The sequence below is a fragment of the Hymenobacter terricola genome, from assembly GCF_017921975.2.
Lineage (GTDB): Bacteria > Bacteroidota > Bacteroidia > Cytophagales > Hymenobacteraceae > Hymenobacter > Hymenobacter terricola.
Genome location: NZ_JAGEMO020000010.1, coordinates 1 through 22697 on the forward strand (window position 1 = coordinate 1; position 22697 = coordinate 22697).

A 22697-nucleotide genomic window follows, 5' to 3' on the forward strand; every position below is an offset into this window, starting at 1 on the left:
CCGATTCCACTTCGCCGTAGCCTTCTTTTTGCAGGCGCACGTCGAGCTTGCCATCGGCCCGCACCTGGCGGAGGAAGCCGGGCAGGGCCTCGCCCAGGCGCAGGGGCCGGAACACTTCGTTGTGAAACAGCAGCCCCTGGTGCGTCCCGTTCACGATGACGGGGTAGCCCAGCTCGGTTTCGTCGGCCACCAGCAGGCGCACCGCGTCGCCGGGCTCGCCCCGGAAGGGCTCCTGGCTGAGGAACTGCTTCCACTTGGTGGAGGCCACGAGCCGGTCGCTTTCCTCATCGAGGTACACGTACACGAACACCCGCTCGCCGGGGCGCAGGTCGCGCCGCTGGTTGCGGAAGGGCAGGAGCAGGTCTTTCTCCAGGCCCCACTCCAGAAACGCGCCGGCCGGGCCGTGGTCCTTCACCGTGAGGCCGGCGTAGGAGTTCACCAGCGCCAGGGGCCGCAGGTTGGTGGCAATGAGGCGGTCTTCGGAGTCGCGGTACACGAACACGCGCACGATGTCGCCCACGCGGGTGCCGGCCTCTACGTACTTTTCGGGCAGCAGCAGGTCGCCATCGTCGGAGGTGAGGTAGAGGCCGATGCTGGTTTCGCGGGCTACTTCGAGGTCGTTGTAATCGCCGAGGAGGAGGCTGGCCATCTGAGAGGTATTTAATTTGGTAAAGCTGCAAAGGTCGGTTCATGCGACGGCAGCCACAAGAAACAGCAGCGGCTTTGTGCCCTTCACCTCAATTCCGGTAGATGATGAATGATTTAAGTGGCCATTGAAACCGTGAGCTGGGAGCAATTGCAGCAGTACGTATACGAAGCAGACGGCTCGTGGCGCGACATCTACGTGCTGGACGCCAGCAGGGCAGACTGGAAAATCCGGGCTGATTTCGTCAATGCGAACTACCGCGTAACATTCGTAACGTTCACCGATGGCGATGCCGTCCGGCTCAGCCAAATTGATTTTGCAACGGCAGAGAGCTATTGGGATGGTCACGGCCAGGCCAATATGCCTATGGCAACCTTCTTCGTGGAAGAAATGCCTATAAGGTGCCATTTCTTCCGCGATGATGAGGTGGAAAACGACATCGACCCGCGAAATATTAATTCATTTGCTGTCCATCAGCAATTGTATAGATTACTTGATAGGACTCTCCTTGGCTCTTGGAAAGGAAGTGGTACTGACCGCAGAAAACGACACGCCTAAATCATACAACGTTCATCTGGGATGGCAGCCGTTGCTTGCTGTCAATGGCGAGCAGATACGGGTGCAAGCATATTGGCTCGCCTCCCAGCCGTAGTAGCAGTGCTTTCGCAGGAAATCAAAAAGCCGCTTGGCATAAGGCGAGTGCCGTTCGGTAGCGAAATCAGGGTTGCGGTATCGCGTTAACATCCCCGCTTCCCGCAGCCGCGCCAGCACCTGCGCTCCACCAGGTCGTGCAGCTGCCGGCACTCGGCGGGGACAGGTGCTTGGGTGGAACTGCTATTTGAATGGCATAACTTTGCGGAATGAATCCCAGAGAAACCATCGCTGAGTATTACCAGCGGTACGGGCAGGGGCGGCCCGATGCCAGCCAGGTCAGCGCGTACCGGCTTGAGGACTTTGCGGCCGCCGGGCCGTTCCCGCACATCCGGCGGGATTTCTACAAGATAAAGCTGCTGTGTAATGTGCAAGGCATCATTTCGTATGCCGACCAACGCGTGGCGGTGCAGGGGCCAGCCCTGGTTTTTGCCAACCCCCTGATTCCGCATTCCTGGGAGCGGCTGTCGGGCAGCGCCACGGGCTTTGCCTGTTTGTTTACGGAGGAGTTCATCACCCGGCAGCTGAAAACGACCAGCGTGGCCGGGTCGCCGTTGTTCCGGGTGGGGGGCACCCCGGTGCTGTTTCCGGGGCCGGCGGCAGTGGGCCGGTTCAGTGACCTTTTCGAGCAATTATTGGCGGAAATGCAGTCTTCCTACGTCCACAAGTACGATATGCTGCGCAACTATGTGCAGCTGATTTTGCACGAGTCGCTGAAGCTTGCGCCCACCGCGCCCTGCTACCAGCCGGGCACCTCGGCCGCCCGCCTCAGCGCTCTTTTTTTGGAGCTGCTGGACCGGCAGTTTCCGCTGGCCACGCCGCAGCACCCCTTGCCGCTCAAAAATGCGAATGAATTTGCCCGGCAGCTGGCCGTGCACCCCAACCACCTGAACAAGGCGCTGAAAGAAACCACGGGCAAAACCACCACCGCGCACCTGGCCGGGAAGATGGTGGACGAGGCCAAAGCACTGCTGCGGCACAGCACCTGGAGCATGGCCGAAATCGGCTACTGCCTGGGCTTCGAACACGCCTCCAATTTCAACCTCTTCTTCAAAAAGCACACCGGCCAGCCCCCCAACCGCTACCGCCGGCAGCCGGGGGTGCTTTCATAAGTTATTGATTGATTCGCATAATTTCGCCCGGCTTGCCGCCACGACCTTTGTGGTCCTCAAGGAGAGGTAACAAAACCAACAAAGGCAACAGCATGGAAAATGGAATCACGGGCAAGGTAATCGCCATCACGGGCGCCAGCAGCGGCATCGGCAAGGCCACGGCGCTGCTGCTGGCCGGGCGCGGCGCGAAAGTCGTTCTCGGGGCCCGCCGGGCCGAGGGCCTCAAGACGCTTGCCGACCACATTGTGGCCGCCGGGGGCGAGGCGGCCTACGCCCGCACCGACGTAACGCGGCGCGACGACGTGGCGGCCCTCATCGAGCTGGCCCGGCAGCGGTTTGGGAAGCTGGACGTCCTCATCAACAACGCCGGCATCGGGCCCATTTCGCTCCTCGACGACCTGCGCGTGGAGGATTGGGAGGCCATGATTGACGTCAATCTGAAAGGCGTGCTCTATGGCATTGCCGCCGCGCTGCCGGTTTTTCGCCGGCAGGGTTTCGGGCAGTTCGTCAACGTTCTTTCAACGGCCGGGCTCAAGATTATGCCGCTCCAGTCGGTGTATGCCGGCACCAAAAACGCCGTGCGGGCCATCTCCGAGGGGCTGCGCCAGGAAGCCGGCGAAAAGCTGCGCGTGACCGTTATTTCGCCGGGCTTCGTGCACACGGACTTCGCCGAATCCATGACCAACCCGGCGGTGAAGGCCCAAATTGAAGCCTCACGGGACAAAATGGCCATCTCGCCCGATGCCATCGCCCGCGCCATTGCGTTTGCCATCGAGCAGCCTGCCGATGTGGAGATAGGCGAAATAGTGGTTCGCCCCACGGCGCAAGGCTAGCGCCGCCCTTCGCCGTGGCAATTTGACCGGCTTATTTCCCAATAAAATAAGGCCCGTTACCGTCGAGGCGCAACCGTGGAGCTAACCTGCTTTTGGCCGTTTTAATATTAAACTCAGCAATAACCTTCTGGTATTCAACGGGTATAGCGAATGGTTGTGCGTGTAGCCCGGCGCCCTGCTGAATCGTGTAATCGGGTCGTTCTCTCACCCAAAAACTCGTTTGCATGAGACGTATTCTAACACCCCTCCTGGCCCTGGGACTAGCACTGCTGGCCGCCCCGCACAGCCACGCCCAGACGCCCGACCGCAAAACGGCCATCAGCCTGTTCGGCAGCGCCTACCAGTACAAGGGCAGCCTCGGCTCCGATTTCTGGAAGTGGAACCGCAACTACTACGGCCCCGGCATTGCCATCAATCGCTACCTGTCGCCCGGCCTCGACCTGGGCCTGCAGGGCAGCTACGTGAAGCTCAAAGGCACCCAAAGCGCGGCCACCTTCTTCAGCACCAACGTGGTGAACGTGGACCTGGCCCTGAAGCTCAAGCTCAACAACGGCTGGGCGCTGAAGGAAGACGCCGTGGTGCAGCCCTACCTGCTGGCCGCGCCGGGCTACGTCCACATGAGCCGCGAAGGCCAGGTGCGCGGGGCCAATGTGAACGAGAATAAGTCGTATTTCGACCTATTTGGGGCGGCCGGCATCAACTTCCGCCTCTCCGATGGCATCGGGCTGTTTGTGCAGACCGGCCAGCACATTCCGCTCAATGCCAACATCGACGGCGAGCCCATCCGTGACTCCGACAAGTTCGACGACCGGTACCTGCAGCACACCGTGGGCCTCACCATCGCCTTCGGCAAGCCCAAAGACACCGACGGCGACGGCGTGCCCGACCGCAAGGACAAGTGCCCCAACACGCCCGCCGGCGTGGCCGTGGACCCCACCGGCTGCCCCCTGGATGGCGACGGCGACGGCGTGCCCGACTACCAGGACAAATGCCCCACCGAAAAAGGCCTGGCCACCCTCGAAGGCTGCCCTGACCGCGACAGCGACGGCGTGCGCGACAGCGAAGATGCCTGCCCCGACACCCCCGGCAAGCCCGAGCTGAAAGGCTGCCCCGATGCCGACAACGACGGCATAGCCGACCCCAACGACAAGTGCCCCAACACGCCCGCCGGCACCCAGGTAGATGCCACCGGCTGCCCCGTGGTGCTTGACCAGGACGCCGACGGCATACCCGACAACGTGGACAAGTGCCCCGGCACGCCCGCTGGTGCCCGTGTCGACTCGGTGGGCTGCCCACTGGCCATCGACTCGGCCGTGCAGAAGCTGCAAGTGCCCATCCGCTTCCGCACCAACAGCACGGTCATCGAGCGCCGCTCGTACCCCACGGCCAACCGGATAGCACAGGCCATGAAAGCCCACCCGGATTACCAGCTGCGCATCATCGGCCACGCCGATAGCCGCGGCACCGACGAGTTCAACCAGGCCCTCTCCGAACGGCGGGCCGAAGCCGTGAAACGCTACTTCACCAACAAGGGCGTCGATGCCAACCGCATCATCACCGAAGGCCGGGGCGAGAGCGAGCCGGTGGCTCCCAACACCACGCCCGCGGGCATGTCCCGCAACCGGCGGGTCGAGTTCCGGTTTGAGTTCGCGCCAGCCCCCGCCCCACAGCCCTAACGCGGCTCAATTGGGAGTTGACAAAAAGGGCCCCACCAGCTTGGTGGGGCCCTTTTTTTGTCAAAGGTCATGCAGAGCGCAGCGATGTGCCCCGTGCCGGCTATTAGCAGGCCTCTGGCCTGCAGTCGTTGCACAATAGGCCGCAAGTCGTTCCGGCGATGCGGGCCAGAGGCCCGCCAATAGTCGGCACGGAGCAGAACCCCGCGCCATCTGTAGCTCGCAGCAATGCATGATGGTCCGTTAGGTCTTTGCCGGCGCTTCTGCCTCTGCGGGCACCCGCTGTTCCAACAGCTTGTCTACCACCACGGCCAGGAGCACGCCGGCCAGCGGCGCGGCCACGTACACCCAGGCCGCTTCCAGGTGCCCACTCACGAAGGCCGGGGCCAGGGAGCGCGCCGGGTTCATGGATGCCCCGCAGAGCGGGCCGGCCACCAGGGCCTCCAGGCCCACAACGGCGGCAATGGTCAGCCCCACCAGCAAGCCCTGCTCATAGAAGCTGGACGTGACGCGCAAAATCACCAGCATCAGCCAGAAGGTGAGGAATAGCTCCAGCCCAAAGGCCTGGCCCGCGCTGTGGGCCGGCAGCGTGGCCCCGAGTGCGGAGCCGGGCGTAGCCACCAGCTTCACCAGCGCGCTGCCGATGAACGCCCCCACTAGCTGCGCGGCCACGTAGGGCAGCACCCGCCGGCCGGGGAAGCGCCCCGCCGCCCAGAAGCCAATGGTCACGGCCGGGTTGACGTGCGCGCCGCTCACGTGGCCCAGGCCCTGAATCAGTATCAGCACCACCAGCCCGAAGGCGGCGGCTACGCCACCGTGCCCCAGGGCGTGGGTCTGCTCATCAACCACGGCCGCGCCGGTCCCGAATATGAGTAGAATGGCCGTGCCCAGGGCTTCGGCCAGTAGGCAATGGCGGAGCAAAACGGTCCTCACGCCATGGCGAAGTAGGCGTGCACGAAATCGTGGGCATAGGCCTTCACCTGGTCGCGCACGTCCCGGAACTGGTCCATTATTTCTTCTTCGGTGCCGGTGGCCTTGGCCGGGTCCGGGAAATTGTGGTGCAGCCGCTGGGCCGAGGAGGGGAACACCGGGCACACCTCGTTGGCGTGGTCGCACACCGTCAGCACGTAGTCGAACGGGACACGGGCGTACTCGTCCACGTTGTTGCTGGTGTGGTGGGCAATGTCCACGCCGTCTTCGGCCATCACGCGCACGGCGCGCGGGTTCAGCCCGTGGGTTTCGATGCCGGCGCTATACACCACGGCCCGGTCGCCGAGCTGCTGGGCGAGGTAGCCGTGCAGCAGCTGGCTGCGGCAGGAATTGCCAGTGCACAGCACCAGCACATTAGGGGAAGAGGACATCAGGCTATGTAAGGTTTTTCCAGAGAGGAGTGAAGAACAGGCCGGCTACGCGCCGCGGAACGATGGTGCCTCCGGCGCGGCTACGGCGGCACCGACCACGTTGCTGCGCCGTTCCAGTAGCAGGGTGTCGCGCCACGCGCCGCGCATTTGCCCAATGCGCTCGCGGCGCCCCACTTCCCGGAACCCGGCCCCGGCGTGTGCCCGAAGGCTGGCGGTGTTTTCGGGAAAAATGCCCGCCTGCAGCGTCCAGATGCCGTTGGCTTCGGATTGGGCTACCAGCCCGGCCAGCAGCTGCCGGCCCGCGCCCTGGTCCCGCGCCGCGCCGGCCACGTACACGCTCACCTCGGCCACGCCACCATACACGCAGCGGTTCGACACGGGCGAGAGGGCCGCCCAGCCCAGCACCTGCCCGGCGGCATCCAGAGCCACCAGGCGGCTGTGGGCCAGGTGGCTGCGGTCCCATTCTTCCCAGCCGGGCGCTTCGCTGGCGAAAGTGGCGTTGCCCGTGGCAATGCCCTGCTCGTAAATGGCCCGCACCTGGGGCCAGTGCGCAGCCGTCATGGTTTCCAGTTTCATCGGAAGTTGTGTCGGACCGGAGGCACAAGGCGCCCTCAGCAGCAATTGCCGCCGGGGCTGCAGGCCGCAGGCCCGGCCAGCGTGAAGGCCATGGGAGCGGTGGTCAGGATTTCGGCGGCGGCCGGCGCAATGCAGCACTGGCCATTGCTGGCCGCGTCGTACTCGGTCTGGTAGCGTGGGTCGTTGAACTCCGCGTCTTCGTGGAAGTAATACACCTCCCACTCCACGCCGTCGGGGTCGAGGACCCAGAACTTGTCCTGCCTGGCGTAGCAGCAGCTGGTGCCCATTTCCTCGCGCGATACCAGGCCGGCTTTGCGGGCCACGGCCAGCCGCTCGTCCAGCTCCGCCACGGTTTCTACCTGAAAGCCAAGGTGGCCGAAGTGGCTGTTCACCCGCTCGGGGTTCTCCACGAAGGAGATGATGAGCGAGGGTTTATCCAGCACGTATTTGGCGTAGCCGCGCTTAATCTTGGCGGCCGGCTGCCCAAAAAAAGCGGTGTAGAAATTGACCGTAGCGGCCAAATCAGACACGTACAACGAGACGTGCATCCGAGGGAAAACGGTAGGTTCCATGGCGTTGGGTTGAAAGTAAAAAAGGGGAGGAGCGAAGTAGAAGTATGCCGCCAAGCGGCGCTAGCAGGCGCAGCCGGGGGCTACCGGCGGCACGTCGTGCAGGAAATCGGTGAGTAGTTGGCGGGCCGTGGCCCAGCCGGCGGGGGCGAGGCAGTAGCACACGCGCGGCCCGTCCACTTCGCCCTGCACCAGCCCGGCGGCTTTCAGTTCCTTGAGGTGCTGCGACACGGTGCTTTGCGAAATGGGTAATTCCAGCACCAGCTCGCCGCACACGCACGACTGGCGCTGGGCCAGCAGCCGCAGGATGGCCACCCGCGCCGGATGCCCCAGCGCCTTAGCGATGACGGCAATTTGCTGTTCGGCCGGGGTGAACTGTTCGCGTTTGTGAGCAGCCATAAATACGGATTTTGTTTATCGTCGATTAACGATTGTAAAGGTAGGCTATTTTTTAAAGAGTCAGGCAGTGGTTACTGAAAAATCTTGAAATAATTAAATAATATGACAAAAAATAATAAACTCCCGGAAACATTAAAAGTGCCAAACGCACGTACTTTTGCAGGCGATAAATGCGGCGTGAAATGCCGCAATGCAATGTTCAAACAAACGCCAAAGTAGTCCTAGTGCTTTTTTATTTGGTTATAAGCTCAACATTGGAAATTTATTTTTCTGCTGAAAAGACAATTTAAATTATCCTTACGTATCTTTAGTTTGTTACTGATTTAAAAGCCACCCCACTAGTTCGCTATTTATTCTCTCCACTCTCTATTATTCCCTTGCTCGTGAATCAATCGCTACGCTTTCTCCCATTCGTAGGCTTGCTGGGGCTGCTGGCCACTGGCCAGAGCCAGGCCCAAACCGGCCCCAACGCCTCCGCACAAAACGGCACGCCGATTACCGCCGCCGCCATCAAGCCCGATTCGGTGTTCATCAATCCCGAAGTGCGGCCCCAGTTTATGGGCGGCGACAAAGCCTTTGCCGCGTACCTCAGCAAGTCCATACGCTACCCCCAGCAGGCCTTGCAGCGCCACATTTCGGGCCGGGTCTTCGTCAACTTTATTCTCAGTGCCCAAGGCAAAGTGCAGGACGCGCACGTGGTGAGCGGCCCCGGCAACGGCCTCAACGACGAGGCCCTGCGCCTGGTGTGGCTGATGCCGCCCTGGGAGCCCGCCCGCTCCAATGGCCAGCCCGTGCGCGTGGCCTGCACCGTGCCCATTTCCTTCACTTCGGACCGGTAGGGGAGCAGCGGCCCAGCCTGCTATTGCGAGCGCCGCGCAGCTAATCTGCCCTGTTCCTGTTGAATGCCTCACACTGCAAAAAGCCCCGAATCTGAGTGGATTCGGGGCTTTTTGCTTTCCGGGAAAGGGCTTGACCCGATGGATGGCTGCTTGTTGGGAACGGGCCGGAGTAATTGCGCTGTGCTGCGGAGGCTACGTCGTGCCTCCTTGCAATGACGGGTTGGCCCGACCTGTCATTGGTATTGCGCGGTGCCGGGCGAGCCGAGGCCAAAATCGTTGAAGGTGACGGTTTCGCGGGCCGTTTCGAAAAGACGCACGCCGTTGGGGGCGGTGAGGCCGCGGGGGTAGTAGCCGACGAGGATTTGGAAGGTGCGCAGGGCTGTAAACTCGTTGCGGAAGCGTAGTCCCAGCCCGAAAGCCGTGTAAGGCGCGCCCGCAAACGGGGTGCCTCCCGTGGGCCGGTCGCTCACCCAGGCCGCGTCGGCGAAGGCAATGGTGGCCAGCCGGAAGCCCAGCAGCGAAAGCGGCGTAAACACCGTGGTTTCGTAATTAAGCACGAAGCGGCTGGTGGCCAGAATGGGCGCCGACGAGGAAAACCCCCGCAGGCCGCGCTCGTTGTTGATGCCCTGCAGGTTTTCGCCCGGCCGGCGGTTGATGCCGATGGTGCCTTTGCTAGTGAGAAAATGCCGGTACTGCCAGTTGCCGAAATGGTAGAGCTTGGTGAACGCCGTGAGCTCGGTGCCCAGCAGGCCCTGTTCCCAATCCCGGCCGGCATCGAGGCGCTGGTAGCCGCTCAGGTCCACGGCCGCGTACAGGTAGCCGCTGCGGGTGCTGAAGCTGGCCGCCGCGATGCGGGCATCAAAATAGCGGCGCGGTATCACGCGGTTCACGTCGTAGCCCGCCGTAAAGCTGATGAGTGTGCCCGTCGGCACGTCCTCGGTGCGGCCGAAGCCGAACAGGTACCGGTCCTTATAGTAGCGGCGCACCGAGTAGCCCACCGTGCCCAGCAGCAGGGTGCCGGGGCGGTAGTCCACCGTCGGAATGGCGCTGTACTCGGTGCGGTAGATGCGGGCGGCAACGATTATGCGGCCGGGGTTTTCGTAGCCCAGGTCGTAGGAGCGCAGGCGCAGGGAGCGGCCCACCCAGGCGTCCTGCACGAAGTAGCGCAGCGGATAGTACACGTAGGGCTGGCCCTCGGGCGGGGCGGCCAGGGCCACGTTCTGGGAGTAGCTGTCGAGGCTGAGGGCACCGGCGTAGCGGGCACTGGGCGAGTAAAAATCGCGCTTCACGGATGCCCCGCCCGACCGGTAGTTGAACTCGTTGCGGTAGCGGGCCTGGGCGTACACAAAGTGGCGAAACGGGGCCGTGTAACTGCCTTCGTAGGCCCAGGCCTGGGGCAGGTCGCGGCCGTAGCGATAAGAATTGGCAAGCTGGTGGCCCTGGCCCAGGAAGTTGTCATCGCCGAAGGTGATGAGGCCGGCCGTGGGCGTGCCCACTTCGATGCCGGCCGTGATGCTGAACACGTCGGTGGTGAGCACCTCAATGTCGACGCTGTCGCGGGTGGTGGTGACTTCGTTCACCAGCACGCGGGCGTCCAGGATTTCGGGGGTTTGGCGCAGCAGGCGTTCCGATTCGGCCAGGGCCTGGGGCTGCAGGGGCTGGCCGGGCCGGAACAGCAGCACCTGCCGCACCCGCGAGCGCGAGGTTTTGATGTGCAGCGCGTTGCCCGATTTTTCGAGGAAAGTGCGCGGCTGCCGGGTCGAGTCGGTGAGGCTGTAGCCGAAGGCATCGAGCGTGCGGATGTCGATGCGGCGCACAATCTTGAAGTTGTGGCGGTCAAACTGCCGGTCCAGCAGCACGGCGTCGAGGCCGGCCTGCTCTTCCTTGCGCTTGGTGAAGTTGAGCAGCGCCGACGCCGTCCGGCCGGCAATGGTTTTGCGGCGGGTGTAGGCTTGCAGGCGCGTTATCATGCGCTGCTCGTCGAAACGCTGGCGCAGGGAGTCGGCCCGGTGCGGCAGGATTTCCTCGCGGGCGTGCAGCGAGTCGGGCGGCACGGCCGTGCGCGGGTCAAAGGTCTGCGCCTGGGTAGGCCCAGCCAGCAGGCCAAGGAACACCATTAGCAGCAGAAAATAACCTCGAAAGCTCATAATAAGACGCAACGCCGCAAAGTACGAAAAGGAGCCGCAGCAACGGGCCACAGTTGCACGGCCAGCACAGCTGCTGAGAATGATTAGTAAGCAAAAAGAAACTTTTACCAAAAAAATTAGCTTAATGTATTGTACCTATTTGGCCGTTTATCACTACTTTTAAGCCCGAAAGCAAGTCCTGCCACATGAACGAGCGCATTCAAGAGAAACTAAGCATATTAGCTGATGCCGCGAAGTACGATGCTTCGTGCAGCAGCAGTGGCGGCAAGCGCAAGAATGAGAATAAAGGCCTCGGCAACTCCGAAGGCATGGGCATTTGCCACAGCTACACCGAGGACGGCCGCTGCGTGAGCCTGCTCAAGATTCTGCTCACCAACCACTGCATTTTCGACTGCGCCTACTGCGTGTCGCGCCGCTCGAACGACGTGAAGCGTGCCGCCTTCACCGTGGACGAAGTGGTGGACCTCACCATCAACTTCTACCGCCGCAACTACATCGAAGGGCTGTTTTTGAGCTCCGGCATTTTCTCCAGCCCCGACTACACGATGGAGCGCCTCGTGCGCATTGCGAAAAAGCTGCGCACCGAGCACAAGTTCAACGGCTACATCCACGTCAAAACCATTCCCGGCGCCAGCGAGGAACTGATTCAGGAAGCCGGCCTGTACGCCGACCGCCTCAGCGTGAACATTGAGCTGCCCTCGGAGCTGGCCCTGACCACGCTGGCGCCGGAGAAAAACTACCAGGAAATCCTGACGCCAATGGCCCAGATTCGGGACGGCATTATTCAGAATAAGGAGGAAAAGGCGCTGTTCAAAAAGGTGCCGGCCTTCGCCACCGCCGGCCAGAGCACGCAGCTCATCGTGGGGGCCAGCACCGAAACGGACCTACAGATTATCAAGCTCACCGACTCGCTCTACCAGGGCTACGGGCTGAAGCGGGTGTACTACTCCGGCTACATTCCGGTGACGGACGACGCCCGCCTGCCGCAGGTCACGCAGCCGCCCGTCATCCGCGAGCACCGCCTGTACCAGACCGACTGGCTGATGCGCTTCTACGGCTTCCAGGCCGACGAAATCCTCGACCCGGCGCACCCGCATCTCGACCTCGAAATCGACCCCAAGCTGGCCTGGGCCCTGCGCAACCGCCATGTTTTCCCGGTGGATGTGAACACAGCCGAGTACGAAATGATACTGCGCATTCCCGGCGTGGGCACCCGCTCGGCCAAGCGCATCGTGGCTGCCCGCCGCTTCGCCACCCTCAACCTGGAAACCCTGCGCCAGCTAGGCGTGGTGCTGAAACGAGCCAAATTCTTTCTCACCTGCCAGGGCGAGCACCAGCCCATCATCGGCGAGCTGAGCGAGCAGCAGGTGCGCCGCCAGATTCTGTTCGGGGCCGGCTCGGTGCGCTCGGCCCTGGTCACGCAGCAGCTCGATTTATTCGCCCAAGCCTCTTAACCCTGCTATGCAACCCGACGCTTTTTTCCCCCAAGGCCGGCTCAAGCTGCCAACCAGCAGCCTGGGCGGCGTGCAAAATGACATTTTTTTCTCCGTCATGAAAGTCATTCATCGCCAGCCCGCGCGCCTCGTGGCGCCTTCCGACAAAGTTGCCCGCCTCTCGTGCTGCTGCCGCATCAGCGAGCTGATGCCGCTGGTGCGCCAGCTGCACGACGATGCCCGCGCCCGCAACCAGGCGCGCCAAGGCGAGCAGAGCCAGCAAGCGGCGTAAGTGGACACCTCACCCCCCCAGCCCCCCTCTCCCGCGGAGAGGGGGGCGGCCCCGGAGGGGGCCCGTGAGGTGAACCAGCCGCGCCGCGTTGGCGTGCCCGTCCTCACGGCCCCGCCGCGCGACTACACCTACGACGGCACCTTCGAGGGCCTGCTCACGGTGCTGTTCACGGTGTACGACTGGCGGGCAGCTCCCAGCAGCATTCAGCCCGAGGCTACGGCCCAGACTGGCCTGTTTGCCCAGCCCGCGCACCGCGAAACCAATGAAGCCCAGGCCGCCCGCGTGTGGGATGGTTTATTGAAAACGATGGACCGCGAGGCCCGTGCCCGTCTTTACCACGTTTTTCTCAGCGAAGATGCCGGGCGCGAACTGCTCATTTTTCGCTACGTGGATTTGGCCCTGCGCATGGCCCGGGACATTTCGGAGAACTACGCCAGCGCCGACGTGCGCCGCATTCAGCGCCTGGCCCAGCAACTGTTCCGCGAGAAGCACCGCATGGAAGCCTTCGTGCGCTTCGAGAAAACCCAGGACGAGCTGTTCCACGCCACCATCGAGCCGGATATGGACGTGCTGCCGCTCATCGCCGCGCATTTCACCAAGCGCTACGCCGACCAGCGCTGGCTGATATACGACCGCCGCCGCCACTACGGCCTGTACTACGACCTGACGCGCACCGACGTGGTGCAGTTTGAGCCGGCCGCCGGGCAGAAAGCAACGGATATTTCCGCCACCGTGCTCGACGAGCGGGAGCCCCTGTTCAGGCTGTTGTGGCAGACGTATTTCGACCACGTTAACATTCCCGAGCGCAAAAACCTGAAGCTGCACCGCCGCCACATGCCGCTGCGCTACTGGCGCTACCTCAGCGAAAAGCAGCCGCGGGAGCAGCGTTTCGTGTCCATCGACAACAAGCGCCCGCCGACCGATGCTAACTTGCGGCCCGAATAAAAGCAATTAAGCAGCACAGTTTATGGGTAGCGTACTGGTTTTTGGGGCCTCCGGGCAGTTGGGGCAATGCTTGGCGCACGTGGCGAAGGAGCGAAACACACCGGGCCTGAAGTTCCTGCCCGAAGCGCAGGCCAACATCCTGGACCTAGCTGGCCTCCAAGCGCTGTTTGAGCAGCACCGCCCAACTTACGTCATCAACTGCGCCGCCTATACGGCCGTCGACAAAGCCGAGGACGAGCTGGAGCTGGCCCGAAAAATTAACCGCGACGGCGTGGAAAACCTGGCCCGGCTCTGCGGCGAGTACGGCACCATTCTCATCCAGATTTCGACCGATTTCGTGTTTGCCGGCACCGGCAACCAGCCCCTGCTCGAAACCGACGAAACCGCACCCATTAGTGCCTACGGCCTCACCAAGCTGGAAGGCGAGCAGGTGATTCCGCCCCACACGGCCCGGTATTTCATCCTGCGCACCAGCTGGCTCTACTCCGAGTTTGCGGGCAATTTCGTGAAAACCATGCTCAGATTTGGCCGTGAGCGCGACGAGCTGCGCGTGATTTGGGACCAGCTGGGCACGCCCACCTACGCCATCGATTTGGCCGGCTGCATCCTGCACCTCATCGACACCCAGAGCCAGGCATTCGGCCTCTACCACTACAGCAACGAGGGCCTGACCTCGTGGTACGATTTCGCCACCGCCATCTTCGAGTTGAGTGGCACGACGGTCAAAACCACGCCCATCCGCACCGCCGAATACCCCACCAAAGCCACCCGCCCGCCGTTTTCGGTCATGGACAAGACCAAGGCCAAAGCCCAGCTGGGCGTGGCCATTCCGCACTGGCGCACCAGCCTGCAGATATGCCTGGGCCGTTTGGCTGCGGCCGAATAGCTGAGATGCGCTTGGTTCGACCTGCGATTGAGAGCCCCCGTTGGTTCGCCGGTGGGGGCTTATTTTGCGCCAGCCACTAACCATTGCCAGCTCGCTGCCATGACAACTGATTGGTACACCAAAACCGTTCTTACCATTATCGCCGCCTGCTTATTGGTGCTGGTAATGAAGGAAATCAAGCTTATGCCGGAGGCTGCCGCAGCTGCGTCGGCCCTGCCTGTGGCCGGCTGCAGCTACGGCTTGGTGCCCGTAAATGCCGATGGCAGCGTGACCGTGCGCTTCCAGACCCGGGATGCCATGCCGGTGAATATCATCGGCATTCACAAACCATTTAGTTCGACTGAGGTAGACCGGTATTCGTGGGATGCGGTTTCGACTTCGAAATAAGCCCTACCCGCGCCCATAAAACCGGCTCACCACATACGCCGCGCCCGCAAAACCGGCCCCTAGCAGGCACACGCCCGGCCAGCCGCCGTGCGTCCAGGCCAGGCCACCGGCCACCGAGCCCACGGAGCCGCCCGTGAAATAGCCCGTCATGTACACCGTGTTGAGGCGGCTGCGGGCCTCGGGCACCAAGGAGAAAATCTTGGTTTGGTTGGAGATGTGAGCCGCCTGCACGCCCACGTCCAGCAGCACCACGCCCAGCACCAGCCCGGCCAGGTGGAAGCCGCCCAGGCCCAGTACTACGTAGGCCACCAGCACCAGCCCAATGCCGATGGCAATGGCGAAGCTGGGCCCGCGCGTGTCGGCGGCCTTGCCCGCCAATGGCGCGGCCAGGGCCCCAAAGGCCCCAATCAGCCCAAAAAAGCCGGCCACGTCGCTACCAGAATGGTAGGCCGGACTTTCCAGAAAAAACGCCAGCGTGGTCCAGAACACGCTGAACGAGGCGAACAGGAACCCGCCCACCAGCGCCGACTGCCGCAGCGGGGCCAGGTCCCGCATCAGGGTCAGGAGGGACTTCATTAGCGAACCGTAGGAACCCGCGAAGGCCGGTTGGTCGGTAGGCAGCCGCCAGGCCAGCAGGGCCGCCAGGGCCAGCATCAGGCCGGCCGCAATTTCGAACATGGCCCGCCAGCCCAGGTGCGCGCCCACGTAGCCGCTCACCGTGCGCGACACCAGAATGCCAATCAACAGCCCGCTCATGATGCGGCCCACAATGCGGCCCCGGTCGGCCTCCGGGGCCAGGTGGGCGGCCATGGGCAGCAGCAGCTGCGGCACCGCCGAGCAGATGCCCAGCAGCACGCTGGCCCCAGCCAGCACCCCAAAGCTGGGCGCGAAAGCCGCCCCCGCCAGGCACCCGGCCGCGCCCAGCAGCAGGAGGAGCATCAGGCGCTTGCGCTCCAGTTTGTCGCCCAGCGGCACCACGAAGAGCATGCCCAGCGTGTAGCCCACCTGCGTGGCTGTGGCCACCAGGCTGGCGCTGCTATCCGAGAGGTGAAACGTGCGGCCGATGGCGGCCAGCAGCGGCTGGTTGTAGTAAATATTGGCCACCACCAGGCCGCAGGTGAGGGCCATAAGCCACACCAGCGCATTGCTGAGCTGGGCGGCGGGGCGGGCGGGTAAGGGAATGGTGGCGGTGGCTAGCTCGGGCATGAGGACGGGTGCGTAACCGAAGGCCGCGCAAACATGAGGCTCTGCAACAGGCCAACGCGCCCGATGGTTGCGATAAATACGCGGTGCCCCCCTCTGCTTCCCCGCCGCTGCCTGTCCCTTGGCGCAGCGCCTATCCAAGGCATCAGCCCGGGAAAATCAGCTCCATTTGAATGTTGCAGCGCTCGTAGGGCGAGGGCTGGCCGGCCACCGTTTTGTGGAAGCCCAGCTTGTGGTACAGGCTGAGCGCTGGTTTGAGCTTGGTGTTGCTTTCCAGGTACACGCGCCGGGCGCCCAGGGCCTGCGCCTTCAGCAGGGCTGCCTCGCCCAGCCGCAGGCCAATGCGCAAGCCCTGCGCGGCAGGTGAAACGGCCATTTTGGCCAGCTCGAAGGTGTCGTCCTCCATTTTGATTAGGGCGCAGGTGCCCACAATTTGCCCCTGGTATTCAGCCAGCAGAATGTGCCCGCCGCGCTGCAGAATGTATTCGTCGGGATGGTCGAGGGATTTCAGGTCGGTTTCCTCCACCTCGAAATGCTGCTCAATCCACTCCACATTAAGCCGCTTGAAATCGGGCTGGTGCTGCGGCGCGTAGTCCAGCAGGTGCACCCCGGCCGCCACGCGCTGGTCGCGCACGGCCTTCACGCGGCTGGCCAGGCTGCGGCGCGACAGCGCATATTCCATCTCCCCGATGGCCAGCCAGAGGTTGTGGCGGGTATCGGCCAGCAGCTCTTCGGTGGCCTGGCGCACGTCAAGGGCCTGTTCTTGCAGGGCGGGCCACAAGTTGGCGCCTGCCTCGGTAAGCGTCAGCACGCTGCGGCGCAGGTCGCCGTCGGTGCGCTGCACCTGCACCAGACCGTGGCGGGCCAGCTCTTTCACCACCTGGCTCACGGCCGCATGGGTGTGGCCCACGGTTTTGGCGACTTCGCCCACCGGCTGGCCCGGCTGGGCCGCCACGGCATAGAATACCGGAAACCAGCGCGGCTCAAATGGAATGTTGTAGAGCGAATACACCTCGGCTGCCTGCCCGGTCATCAGCTCGCTTAGCCGGCGCAGCCGGCTTCCCAGGGCCGTTGGCCCCAATTGCTCAAATAAATCCATGAGTAAAGATAAACCACTAACTTACGTAAGTACTTACAAATATAAAAAAAATTGGGATGTTTGACTCATTGATTCCTGCTTTTGAAGTCGCGCTCAGGAAAAGTATGGCGCTGCCCGGCCGGACAGAAGCGTACTTTTGGCGAGCGGAACCTTACTCACGGGCCGCCGTTACGCTTATGATTGTTTACAAATCGACCGATTGGTGGGAGGCCCTGCGCCACCTGGGCTCCTCGGCCATTATCCGCCTGCTGCTGAAACGGGTGCTGTTCGTGGGCCTCTACGCCGCGGTGGTCACGGCCGGCGTCATCCGGTTCGAACGGATGAACGTGGCCGTCGACAAGGAGTTTTTCTCCTTCCTGGGCATTATGCTCAGCCTGCTGCTGGCCTTCCGGACCAACACGGCCTACGACCGGTTTTATGAGGGCCGCCGCCTCTGGGGCCAGCTCGTGAACAACTGCCGCAACCTGGCCGTGCTGCTCCACGCCCGCCTGCCCGCCGACGATTATTCCAACCGCACCTACTTCGCCCGACTGCTTTCCAACTTCCCCATTGCTCTCGACGGCCACCTGCGCCACGGCGTGCGGTTCGACAAGCTGGAGGAAGTGCAGGCCGGTTTCATCGCGCAGCTGCAACAGGCCTGGCATGTGCCTTCGTGCCTGTCCGCATTGCTTCAGGAGTTCTATGAGCAGCTGGTGGCGGCGGGAGTGCTACTACCCACGCACCTCATCACCATCCAGCGCCACCACGAGGCCCTGCTGGATGTGGCGGGCGGCTGCGAGCGCATCAAAACCACGCCCATTCCGTTCTCCTACAGCTATTTCATCAAGGGGTTCATCTCGGTATTCATCCTGATAATGCCGTTCAACCTGCTCGATACCTACCAGTGGCTGACGGTGCCCATCACCATGTTCGGGGCCTACGCGCTGCTGGGCGTGGAGATGATTGGCGACGAAATTGAGGACCCGTTCGGCAAAGACAGCAACGACCTCCCGCTCACCCAAATGGCAAACCGCATCCGGGCCAATGTGCACGAAATTCTGCACGTCGAGCTGCACGAGGACATTCGCGGCCTGGCCGATGCGCCGTACAGCGTGGTGTTTTAACGGCGTATATGGGAGCGGCGTGTAGGAACGCGCCATGGCGCGTTCAATCGTTGAGCGGTATTGTGGGAACGGTATTGTGGGAACGCACCATGGCGCGTTCAATCGTTGAACAGTATCCCCTGGCGCGGACGCCGAACGCGCCAGGGCGCGTTCCTACCAGTCTATTTTATCCGGGTCCCAGTTTTTGGGGTTGCGGATGATGTATTCCCGGATATTTCCCAAGGCTTCCACGTTGCGCACGATGTGGTCGTGATAGCGGGATTGCCAGGCAAAATCTTCGTAGCCATGCTGGTTGCACCAGCGCTTGACGCTGCCCTTGAACTGGTTGATAATAGCGGGCACGGAGGCTGGTCGCAATGGCCGCAAGCCCGCTGGTGTAGCATCTTCCTGGTTTGTAAGGGAGTCATTCCCGTTGGGTTTCAAAATCAAAAGACCATGGAAATGGTCGGGCATGATAACCCATTGGTCTAACCGGGCCAAGACGTAATGCGTCGGAATCCCCTGCCAGTACCGGCTCACCGTTTCGCCGATTTGCGAAAGTGCCATCTGGCCATTCGTGATGTTGCCAAAGGCTGGAGTGCGGTTCAAGACGCAAATGGTGATGAAATACACCCCACTCCGCCCATAGTTGTGTGTTGGCAGGCGGAATTGTTTCTGGTCTTTGTGCGCCATAATGTGGGAACGGCATGTGGGAACGCGCCATGGCGCGTTCAATCGTTGAACGGTCGCCAATACCCCTATCGGCGCGGGCGCCGAACGCGCCACGGCGCGTTCCTACATGATGTTCCTTTTATATGCTCCCGGCGTCACGCCCTCGTACTTTTTGAACAGCGACTGGAAGTACGACATATTGTTGAAACCCGCTCGCAAACACACTTCTGCTACGCTGGCCAGCGGGTGGCGCAGCAGGCGCTTGGCCTCGCTCAGCCGCTCCTTGATGATGAACTCGACCGGCGTGAGGCCGAACTCGCGCTTGAACACACGGAAGAACGTAGCCTTGCTCATGCAGGCCAGCGCACTGAGCTTGTCGATGGTGAGGTTTTCGGCGAGGTGGTCCTTGATGTAGCCCACCACGGCGGCGAAGCGGTGCGTGGTGAGGTGCCGGGCATAGTCGTGGAAAATGAGCTGGCGGGCCTGCGTCTGCATCAGGCGCACCAGCAGTTCCTGCAAAGTGAAGCCGGCCAGCACGTCCTTGTTCACGTCGGACGTGCGCGACACGGCCACGAGGCGGCCCAGCGTGTCGGTCAGCTCCGGGGTATTGGTGAGGTGGGCGTAGTCGGGGCCTTCGATGGCCCAGGGCTGGTGGGGTTCGGCCCTGGGGTAGCGCTCGTTGAGCATGTCCACGGTGTGGCGGATGGTATCGGCCGCGATGGCCACGGCCAGGCACTGCGTGGGCTGGCAGAGGCAGGCGTCGGGGAAGTCGATTTCCATCAGCTCATCCTTGTCCACCACCACCGATTCGCCGGGCAGGTAGTCGAAGGCGGCGCGGCCGGGCAGGTGCATTACTTTTTTGCCGCGCAGCATGGTGGTCAGGGCCAGTCCTTCGAGGCGCAAGGGCACGCGGTGGGCGGCGCGGTGGGTTTCAAAAATGTTCAGCTCGAAGCCTTCGAGCGCATACACGGTCCGGTTTTCAATGAGGGAATGCAGGCGCTCCAACGCAAGGGGAGCCACGGCAGCAGGCAAATGAACGCGGGAGGGCATGGGTGGGATGGCTGAGGTGAGGGAGTACCCACTCCCAACGCGGGCAGCGGGCCGGAGTGTTCAGCAAGTTGCGACAATTTTCGCACTCTTTGCGATAATACCACAACTGGCCCACCACATAAAAAAGGACCTTTACACCGTCCTGATTTCACCTAATTCCCATCCAACAAAGCCATGGCTGAAACCCTCGAAGAAACCACCACCCTGGTGGCCCGCCCCCAGTTCAAGTCCCACTACGACAACTTCATCGGGGGCAAATGGGTGCCCCCGGTAAAAGGCCAGTATTTCGAAAACCCCTCGCCCATCGACGGCAAGGTGTTCACCAAAGTGGCCCGCAGCACCAAGGAGGACATCGATTTGGCCCTTGATGCCGCCCACGAAGCCTTCAAAACCTGGGGCAAAACCTCGGCCACCGAGCGCAGCAACATCCTCAACAAAATTGCCAACCGCATCGAGGAGAACCTCGCCATGCTCGCCGCCGTGGAATGCGTCGAGAACGGCAAGCCCATCCGCGAAACCACCTACGCCGACATGCCGCTGGTCATCGACCACTTCCGGTATTTCGCCAGCGTGATTCGGGCCGAAGAAGGCAGCGCTACCGAGCTGAATTCGACCACGCTGTCGCTCAATATCCAGGAGCCGCTGGGCGTCATCGGCCAGATTATTCCCTGGAACTTCCCGCTGCTGATGGCCACCTGGAAGCTGGCCCCGGCCATCGCCGCCGGCTGCACCGTGGTGATGAAGCCCGCCGAGCAAACCCCCGCCAGCATCATGGTGCTGATGGAATTGATTCAGGACCTGGTGCCCGCCGGCGTGATTAACGTGGTGAACGGCTTCGGCCTGGAAGCCGGCAAGCCGCTGGCCTCGTCGCCGCGCATTCAGAAGGCCAGCTTCACGGGCGAGACGACCACCGGCCGCCTCATCATGCAGTACGCTTCCGAAAACCTCATTCCGGTGACGATGGAGCTGGGCGGCAAGTCGCCGAACGTCTTCTTCAAATCGGTGATGGACGCCGATGACGACTTCCTGGACAAAGCCATCGAAGGCGCCGTGATGTTTGCCCTGAACCAGGGCGAAATCTGCACCTGCCCCTCGCGGATACTCGTGCAAGAAGACATTTACGACGAATTCATTGCCCGCGTCATCGAGCGCGTGAAGGCCATCAAGCTGGGCAACCCGCTCGACATGACCACCATGATGGGCGCCCAGGCCTCGAACGACCAGTTCGAGAAAATCCTGAGCTACCTCGAAATCGGCAAGGCCGAAGGGGCCGAAGTGCTGGTGGGCGGCGAAGCCCACGTCCATGAGGATGGCGGCCTGGCCGAGGGCTACTACATCCAGCCTACCATGTTCCGCGGGCACAACAAAATGCGCATTTTCCAGGAGGAAATCTTCGGCCCGGTGGTGTCCGTGACGACTTTCAAAACCATGGAGGAGGCCATTGAAATCGCCAACGACACGCTTTACGGCCTCGGTGCCGGCGTGTGGACCCGCAATGCCCACGAGCTGTACGAGGTGCCCCGCGCCATCCAGGCCGGCCGCGTGTGGGTGAACTGCTACCACGACTACCCCGCCGGCGCGCCCTTCGGCGGCTACAAAGCCTCCGGTTTTGGCCGCGAAAACCACAAGATGATGCTCTCGCATTACCGCCAGAACAAGAACATGCTCATCAGCTACAGCCAGCAGAAACTGGGCTTCTTTTAGGCCCGGCCGTAGCTGGCTGACGTAAAGAGGACGTCATGCCGAGCGCAGTCGAAGCATCTCGCGTGCAGCAGTAATTCTTTTGTTCAACGATTGAATTGCTACCACACGCGAGATGCTGCGGCTGTGCTCAGCATGACGTGCTGGCGTTTAAGCCGTTGTGAAGCAGCTTTTTCATGAGTAGATGCGTCTTAATTAAAACTTATTGCCTCAGCTCTATGAAAATCCTGGCTGTATCCTTCGCGTTGTGCTGTAGTATTTCTATCGCTCACGCTCAGCTTTTGCCAGTGCCTGGCGCTAAAAACCCAGACTGGAAAACTGACAATTTCGAAGCGCTGCCGGGGGCCATCTCATTCGGCGAGGCTCCAAAAACCGACCGTATGCCTAACGCTGTGCAAAACAGCATTATCAGCGAAGGCAACCTTCACCACTATTGGGACGCTAACAGGCAACTAGCCTACCAGTGGCGCAGCCGCTCCGGTTCGGGCACCGTCGCCCCGGATAAAGAGGTGCTGGTGCGCGAAGAGAGGACGGGCCTCACTTACACATACCGCCGTCGGCGTTAGCCAGTAGTCTTTCACCTTACCTTACCCCATCTCATCTAAATGCCCACCCCCCGCGTCCTCGTCACCGCCGCCGCCGAAGCCACCATCGACCTGCTCCGCGACGAGCACGGCCCGCTCATGTTCCACCAAAGCGGCGGCTGCTGCGACGGCTCCTCGCCCATGTGCTTTGCCAAGGGCGAGTTCCGGGTGGGCGGCAACGATACGTGGCTGGGCCGCATCTACGGCTGCGACTTTTTCATGAGCGCCAGCCAGTTTGAGTACTGGAAACACACCCAGCTCACGGTGGATGTGGTGAAGGGTAGGGGCGCGAGCTTCTCGCTGGAAATCCCGCTCGGCGTGCGGTTTTTGATTCGTTCGCGGCTGTTTACCGAGGATGAGGAAAAGGACATGGAGCCGGTATTTGCGGGGGATGAAGTGCCGGAGGCGACGGCCTGACGGTCACCTCACCCCCTGACCCCCTCTCCTGCGGAGAGGGGGCACCGGTTCGGACCAAAGATTAACAAAAGAGCCCAATGCATTTGCATTGGGCTCTTTTGTTGATGAAAATATTGTCAGGAGTAAAGCCGGTGCCCCCT

The 22697-nt window shown here is 62.1% G+C and carries 25 protein-coding genes; 14 read left to right on the forward strand and 11 right to left on the reverse strand.

Annotated elements, in window-relative coordinates; genetic code table 11:
- Window positions 1-649: CvfB family protein (locus J4G38_RS09840; protein ID WP_226163330.1), on the reverse strand; the 649-nt coding region annotated here is incomplete at its 3' end.
- Between the two features lie 117 nt (window positions 650-766).
- On the opposite strand from J4G38_RS09840, the gene J4G38_RS09845 reads away from it, so the two are divergent.
- The 4 genes from J4G38_RS09845 (at window position 767) to J4G38_RS09860 (ending at window position 4918) form a co-directional block, all read left to right on the forward strand.
- On the forward strand, window positions 767-1204 hold the full coding sequence (locus J4G38_RS09845) for a hypothetical protein (RefSeq protein ID WP_210516636.1): 438 nt from the start codon (window positions 767-769) through the stop codon (window positions 1202-1204).
- A 302-nt stretch (window positions 1205-1506) separates the two neighbouring features.
- The gene (locus J4G38_RS09850; protein ID WP_210516634.1) at window positions 1507-2409 is read left to right on the forward strand and encodes a helix-turn-helix domain-containing protein; all 903 of its coding nucleotides are present in this window, start codon (window positions 1507-1509) and stop codon (window positions 2407-2409) included.
- 92 nt (window positions 2410-2501) lie between these two features.
- Entirely contained in the window at window positions 2502-3242 is a 741-nt protein-coding gene (locus J4G38_RS09855; RefSeq protein ID WP_210516632.1) for an SDR family oxidoreductase, read from the forward strand.
- A gap of 224 nt (window positions 3243-3466) precedes the next feature.
- A complete protein-coding gene (locus tag J4G38_RS09860; RefSeq protein WP_210516630.1) occupies window positions 3467-4918 on the forward strand; it encodes an OmpA family protein in 1452 nt (483 codons plus the stop codon).
- 240 nt (window positions 4919-5158) lie between these two features.
- On the opposite strand, the gene J4G38_RS09865 is transcribed toward J4G38_RS09860, so the two are convergent.
- The 5 genes from J4G38_RS09865 to J4G38_RS09885 are packed head-to-tail and all read right to left on the reverse strand — an operon-like array spanning window position 5159 to window position 7820.
- Window positions 5159-5848, reverse strand: coding sequence for an MIP/aquaporin family protein (locus tag J4G38_RS09865; RefSeq protein ID WP_210516628.1), 690 nt, complete (start codon window positions 5846-5848; stop codon window positions 5159-5161).
- Window positions 5845-6276 carry an arsenate reductase ArsC gene (locus J4G38_RS09870; protein WP_210516626.1) on the reverse strand — a complete coding sequence of 144 codons (432 nt, stop codon included), beginning with the start codon at window positions 6274-6276 and terminating at the stop codon, window positions 5845-5847. Before J4G38_RS09870 ends, J4G38_RS09865 begins: the two co-directional genes overlap by 4 nt.
- Window positions 6277-6321: 45 nt before the next feature.
- The gene (locus tag J4G38_RS09875) at window positions 6322-6852 is read right to left on the reverse strand and encodes a GNAT family N-acetyltransferase (protein ID WP_210516624.1); all 531 of its coding nucleotides are present in this window, start codon (window positions 6850-6852) and stop codon (window positions 6322-6324) included.
- Between the two features lie 35 nt (window positions 6853-6887).
- Window positions 6888-7424 (reverse strand): ArsI/CadI family heavy metal resistance metalloenzyme, encoded by a 537-nt coding sequence (locus J4G38_RS09880; RefSeq protein WP_210516622.1) that lies wholly within the window; start codon window positions 7422-7424, stop codon window positions 6888-6890.
- A gap of 60 nt (window positions 7425-7484) precedes the next feature.
- The gene (locus J4G38_RS09885) at window positions 7485-7820 is read right to left on the reverse strand and encodes an ArsR/SmtB family transcription factor (protein WP_210516620.1); all 336 of its coding nucleotides are present in this window, start codon (window positions 7818-7820) and stop codon (window positions 7485-7487) included.
- Between the two features lie 383 nt (window positions 7821-8203).
- Here J4G38_RS09885 and J4G38_RS28950 point away from each other — a divergent pair, with 383 nt between their 5' ends.
- On the forward strand, window positions 8204-8659 hold the full coding sequence (locus J4G38_RS28950; RefSeq protein ID WP_210516618.1) for an energy transducer TonB: 456 nt from the start codon (window positions 8204-8206) through the stop codon (window positions 8657-8659).
- Between the two features lie 233 nt (window positions 8660-8892).
- Here the strand turns inward: J4G38_RS28950 and J4G38_RS09895 are convergent, their stop codons facing one another.
- Window positions 8893-10776 (reverse strand): BamA/TamA family outer membrane protein, encoded by a 1884-nt coding sequence (locus tag J4G38_RS09895; protein ID WP_226163332.1) that lies wholly within the window; start codon window positions 10774-10776, stop codon window positions 8893-8895.
- A gap of 215 nt (window positions 10777-10991) precedes the next feature.
- Here J4G38_RS09895 and J4G38_RS09900 point away from each other — a divergent pair, with 215 nt between their 5' ends.
- The 5 genes from J4G38_RS09900 to J4G38_RS09920 all read left to right on the forward strand — a co-directional run bounded on the left by J4G38_RS09900 (window position 10992) and on the right by J4G38_RS09920 (window position 14749).
- Window positions 10992-12260 carry a putative DNA modification/repair radical SAM protein gene (locus J4G38_RS09900; RefSeq protein ID WP_210516614.1) on the forward strand — a complete coding sequence of 423 codons (1269 nt, stop codon included), beginning with the start codon at window positions 10992-10994 and terminating at the stop codon, window positions 12258-12260.
- Window positions 12261-12267: 7 nt separating this feature from the next.
- Window positions 12268-12531 carry a hypothetical protein gene (locus tag J4G38_RS09905; protein WP_210516612.1) on the forward strand — a complete coding sequence of 88 codons (264 nt, stop codon included), beginning with the start codon at window positions 12268-12270 and terminating at the stop codon, window positions 12529-12531.
- A 93-nt stretch (window positions 12532-12624) separates the two neighbouring features.
- Window positions 12625-13476, forward strand: coding sequence for a TIGR03915 family putative DNA repair protein (locus J4G38_RS09910; protein ID WP_210517004.1), 852 nt, complete (start codon window positions 12625-12627; stop codon window positions 13474-13476).
- 22 nt (window positions 13477-13498) lie between these two features.
- Window positions 13499-14362, forward strand: coding sequence for a dTDP-4-dehydrorhamnose reductase (gene rfbD, locus J4G38_RS09915; protein WP_210516610.1), 864 nt, complete (start codon window positions 13499-13501; stop codon window positions 14360-14362).
- A gap of 99 nt (window positions 14363-14461) precedes the next feature.
- The gene (locus tag J4G38_RS09920; protein ID WP_210516608.1) at window positions 14462-14749 is read left to right on the forward strand and encodes a hypothetical protein; all 288 of its coding nucleotides are present in this window, start codon (window positions 14462-14464) and stop codon (window positions 14747-14749) included.
- Between the two features lie 3 nt (window positions 14750-14752).
- Here the strand turns inward: J4G38_RS09920 and J4G38_RS09925 are convergent, their stop codons facing one another.
- Window positions 14753-15955 carry an MFS transporter gene (locus tag J4G38_RS09925; protein WP_210516606.1) on the reverse strand — a complete coding sequence of 401 codons (1203 nt, stop codon included), beginning with the start codon at window positions 15953-15955 and terminating at the stop codon, window positions 14753-14755.
- A 142-nt stretch (window positions 15956-16097) separates the two neighbouring features.
- Window positions 16098-17051 (reverse strand): bifunctional helix-turn-helix transcriptional regulator/GNAT family N-acetyltransferase, encoded by a 954-nt coding sequence (locus J4G38_RS09930; RefSeq protein ID WP_210516604.1) that lies wholly within the window; start codon window positions 17049-17051, stop codon window positions 16098-16100.
- A 176-nt stretch (window positions 17052-17227) separates the two neighbouring features.
- On the opposite strand from J4G38_RS09930, the gene J4G38_RS09935 reads away from it, so the two are divergent.
- Window positions 17228-18154: a bestrophin family protein gene (locus tag J4G38_RS09935; protein WP_210516603.1), complete on the forward strand. Its 927-nt coding sequence runs from the start codon at window positions 17228-17230 to the stop codon at window positions 18152-18154.
- A 153-nt stretch (window positions 18155-18307) separates the two neighbouring features.
- On the opposite strand, the gene J4G38_RS09940 is transcribed toward J4G38_RS09935, so the two are convergent.
- Both J4G38_RS09940 and J4G38_RS09945 read right to left on the reverse strand, forming a co-directional pair.
- On the reverse strand, window positions 18308-18826 hold the full coding sequence (locus tag J4G38_RS09940; RefSeq protein ID WP_210516601.1) for a transposase: 519 nt from the start codon (window positions 18824-18826) through the stop codon (window positions 18308-18310).
- A 102-nt stretch (window positions 18827-18928) separates the two neighbouring features.
- On the reverse strand, window positions 18929-19855 hold the full coding sequence (locus tag J4G38_RS09945) for an AraC family transcriptional regulator (protein ID WP_210516599.1): 927 nt from the start codon (window positions 19853-19855) through the stop codon (window positions 18929-18931).
- A gap of 174 nt (window positions 19856-20029) precedes the next feature.
- Between J4G38_RS09945 and J4G38_RS09950 the strand changes: the two genes are divergently transcribed.
- The 3 genes from J4G38_RS09950 (at window position 20030) to J4G38_RS09960 (ending at window position 22557) form a co-directional block, all read left to right on the forward strand.
- On the forward strand, window positions 20030-21559 hold the full coding sequence (locus J4G38_RS09950) for an aldehyde dehydrogenase family protein (protein ID WP_210516597.1): 1530 nt from the start codon (window positions 20030-20032) through the stop codon (window positions 21557-21559).
- Between the two features lie 215 nt (window positions 21560-21774).
- Window positions 21775-22122 carry a hypothetical protein gene (locus J4G38_RS09955; protein WP_210516595.1) on the forward strand — a complete coding sequence of 116 codons (348 nt, stop codon included), beginning with the start codon at window positions 21775-21777 and terminating at the stop codon, window positions 22120-22122.
- 39 nt (window positions 22123-22161) lie between these two features.
- The gene (locus J4G38_RS09960) at window positions 22162-22557 is read left to right on the forward strand and encodes a DUF779 domain-containing protein (protein WP_210516593.1); all 396 of its coding nucleotides are present in this window, start codon (window positions 22162-22164) and stop codon (window positions 22555-22557) included.
- The last annotated feature ends 140 nt before the right edge of the window (window positions 22558-22697 follow it).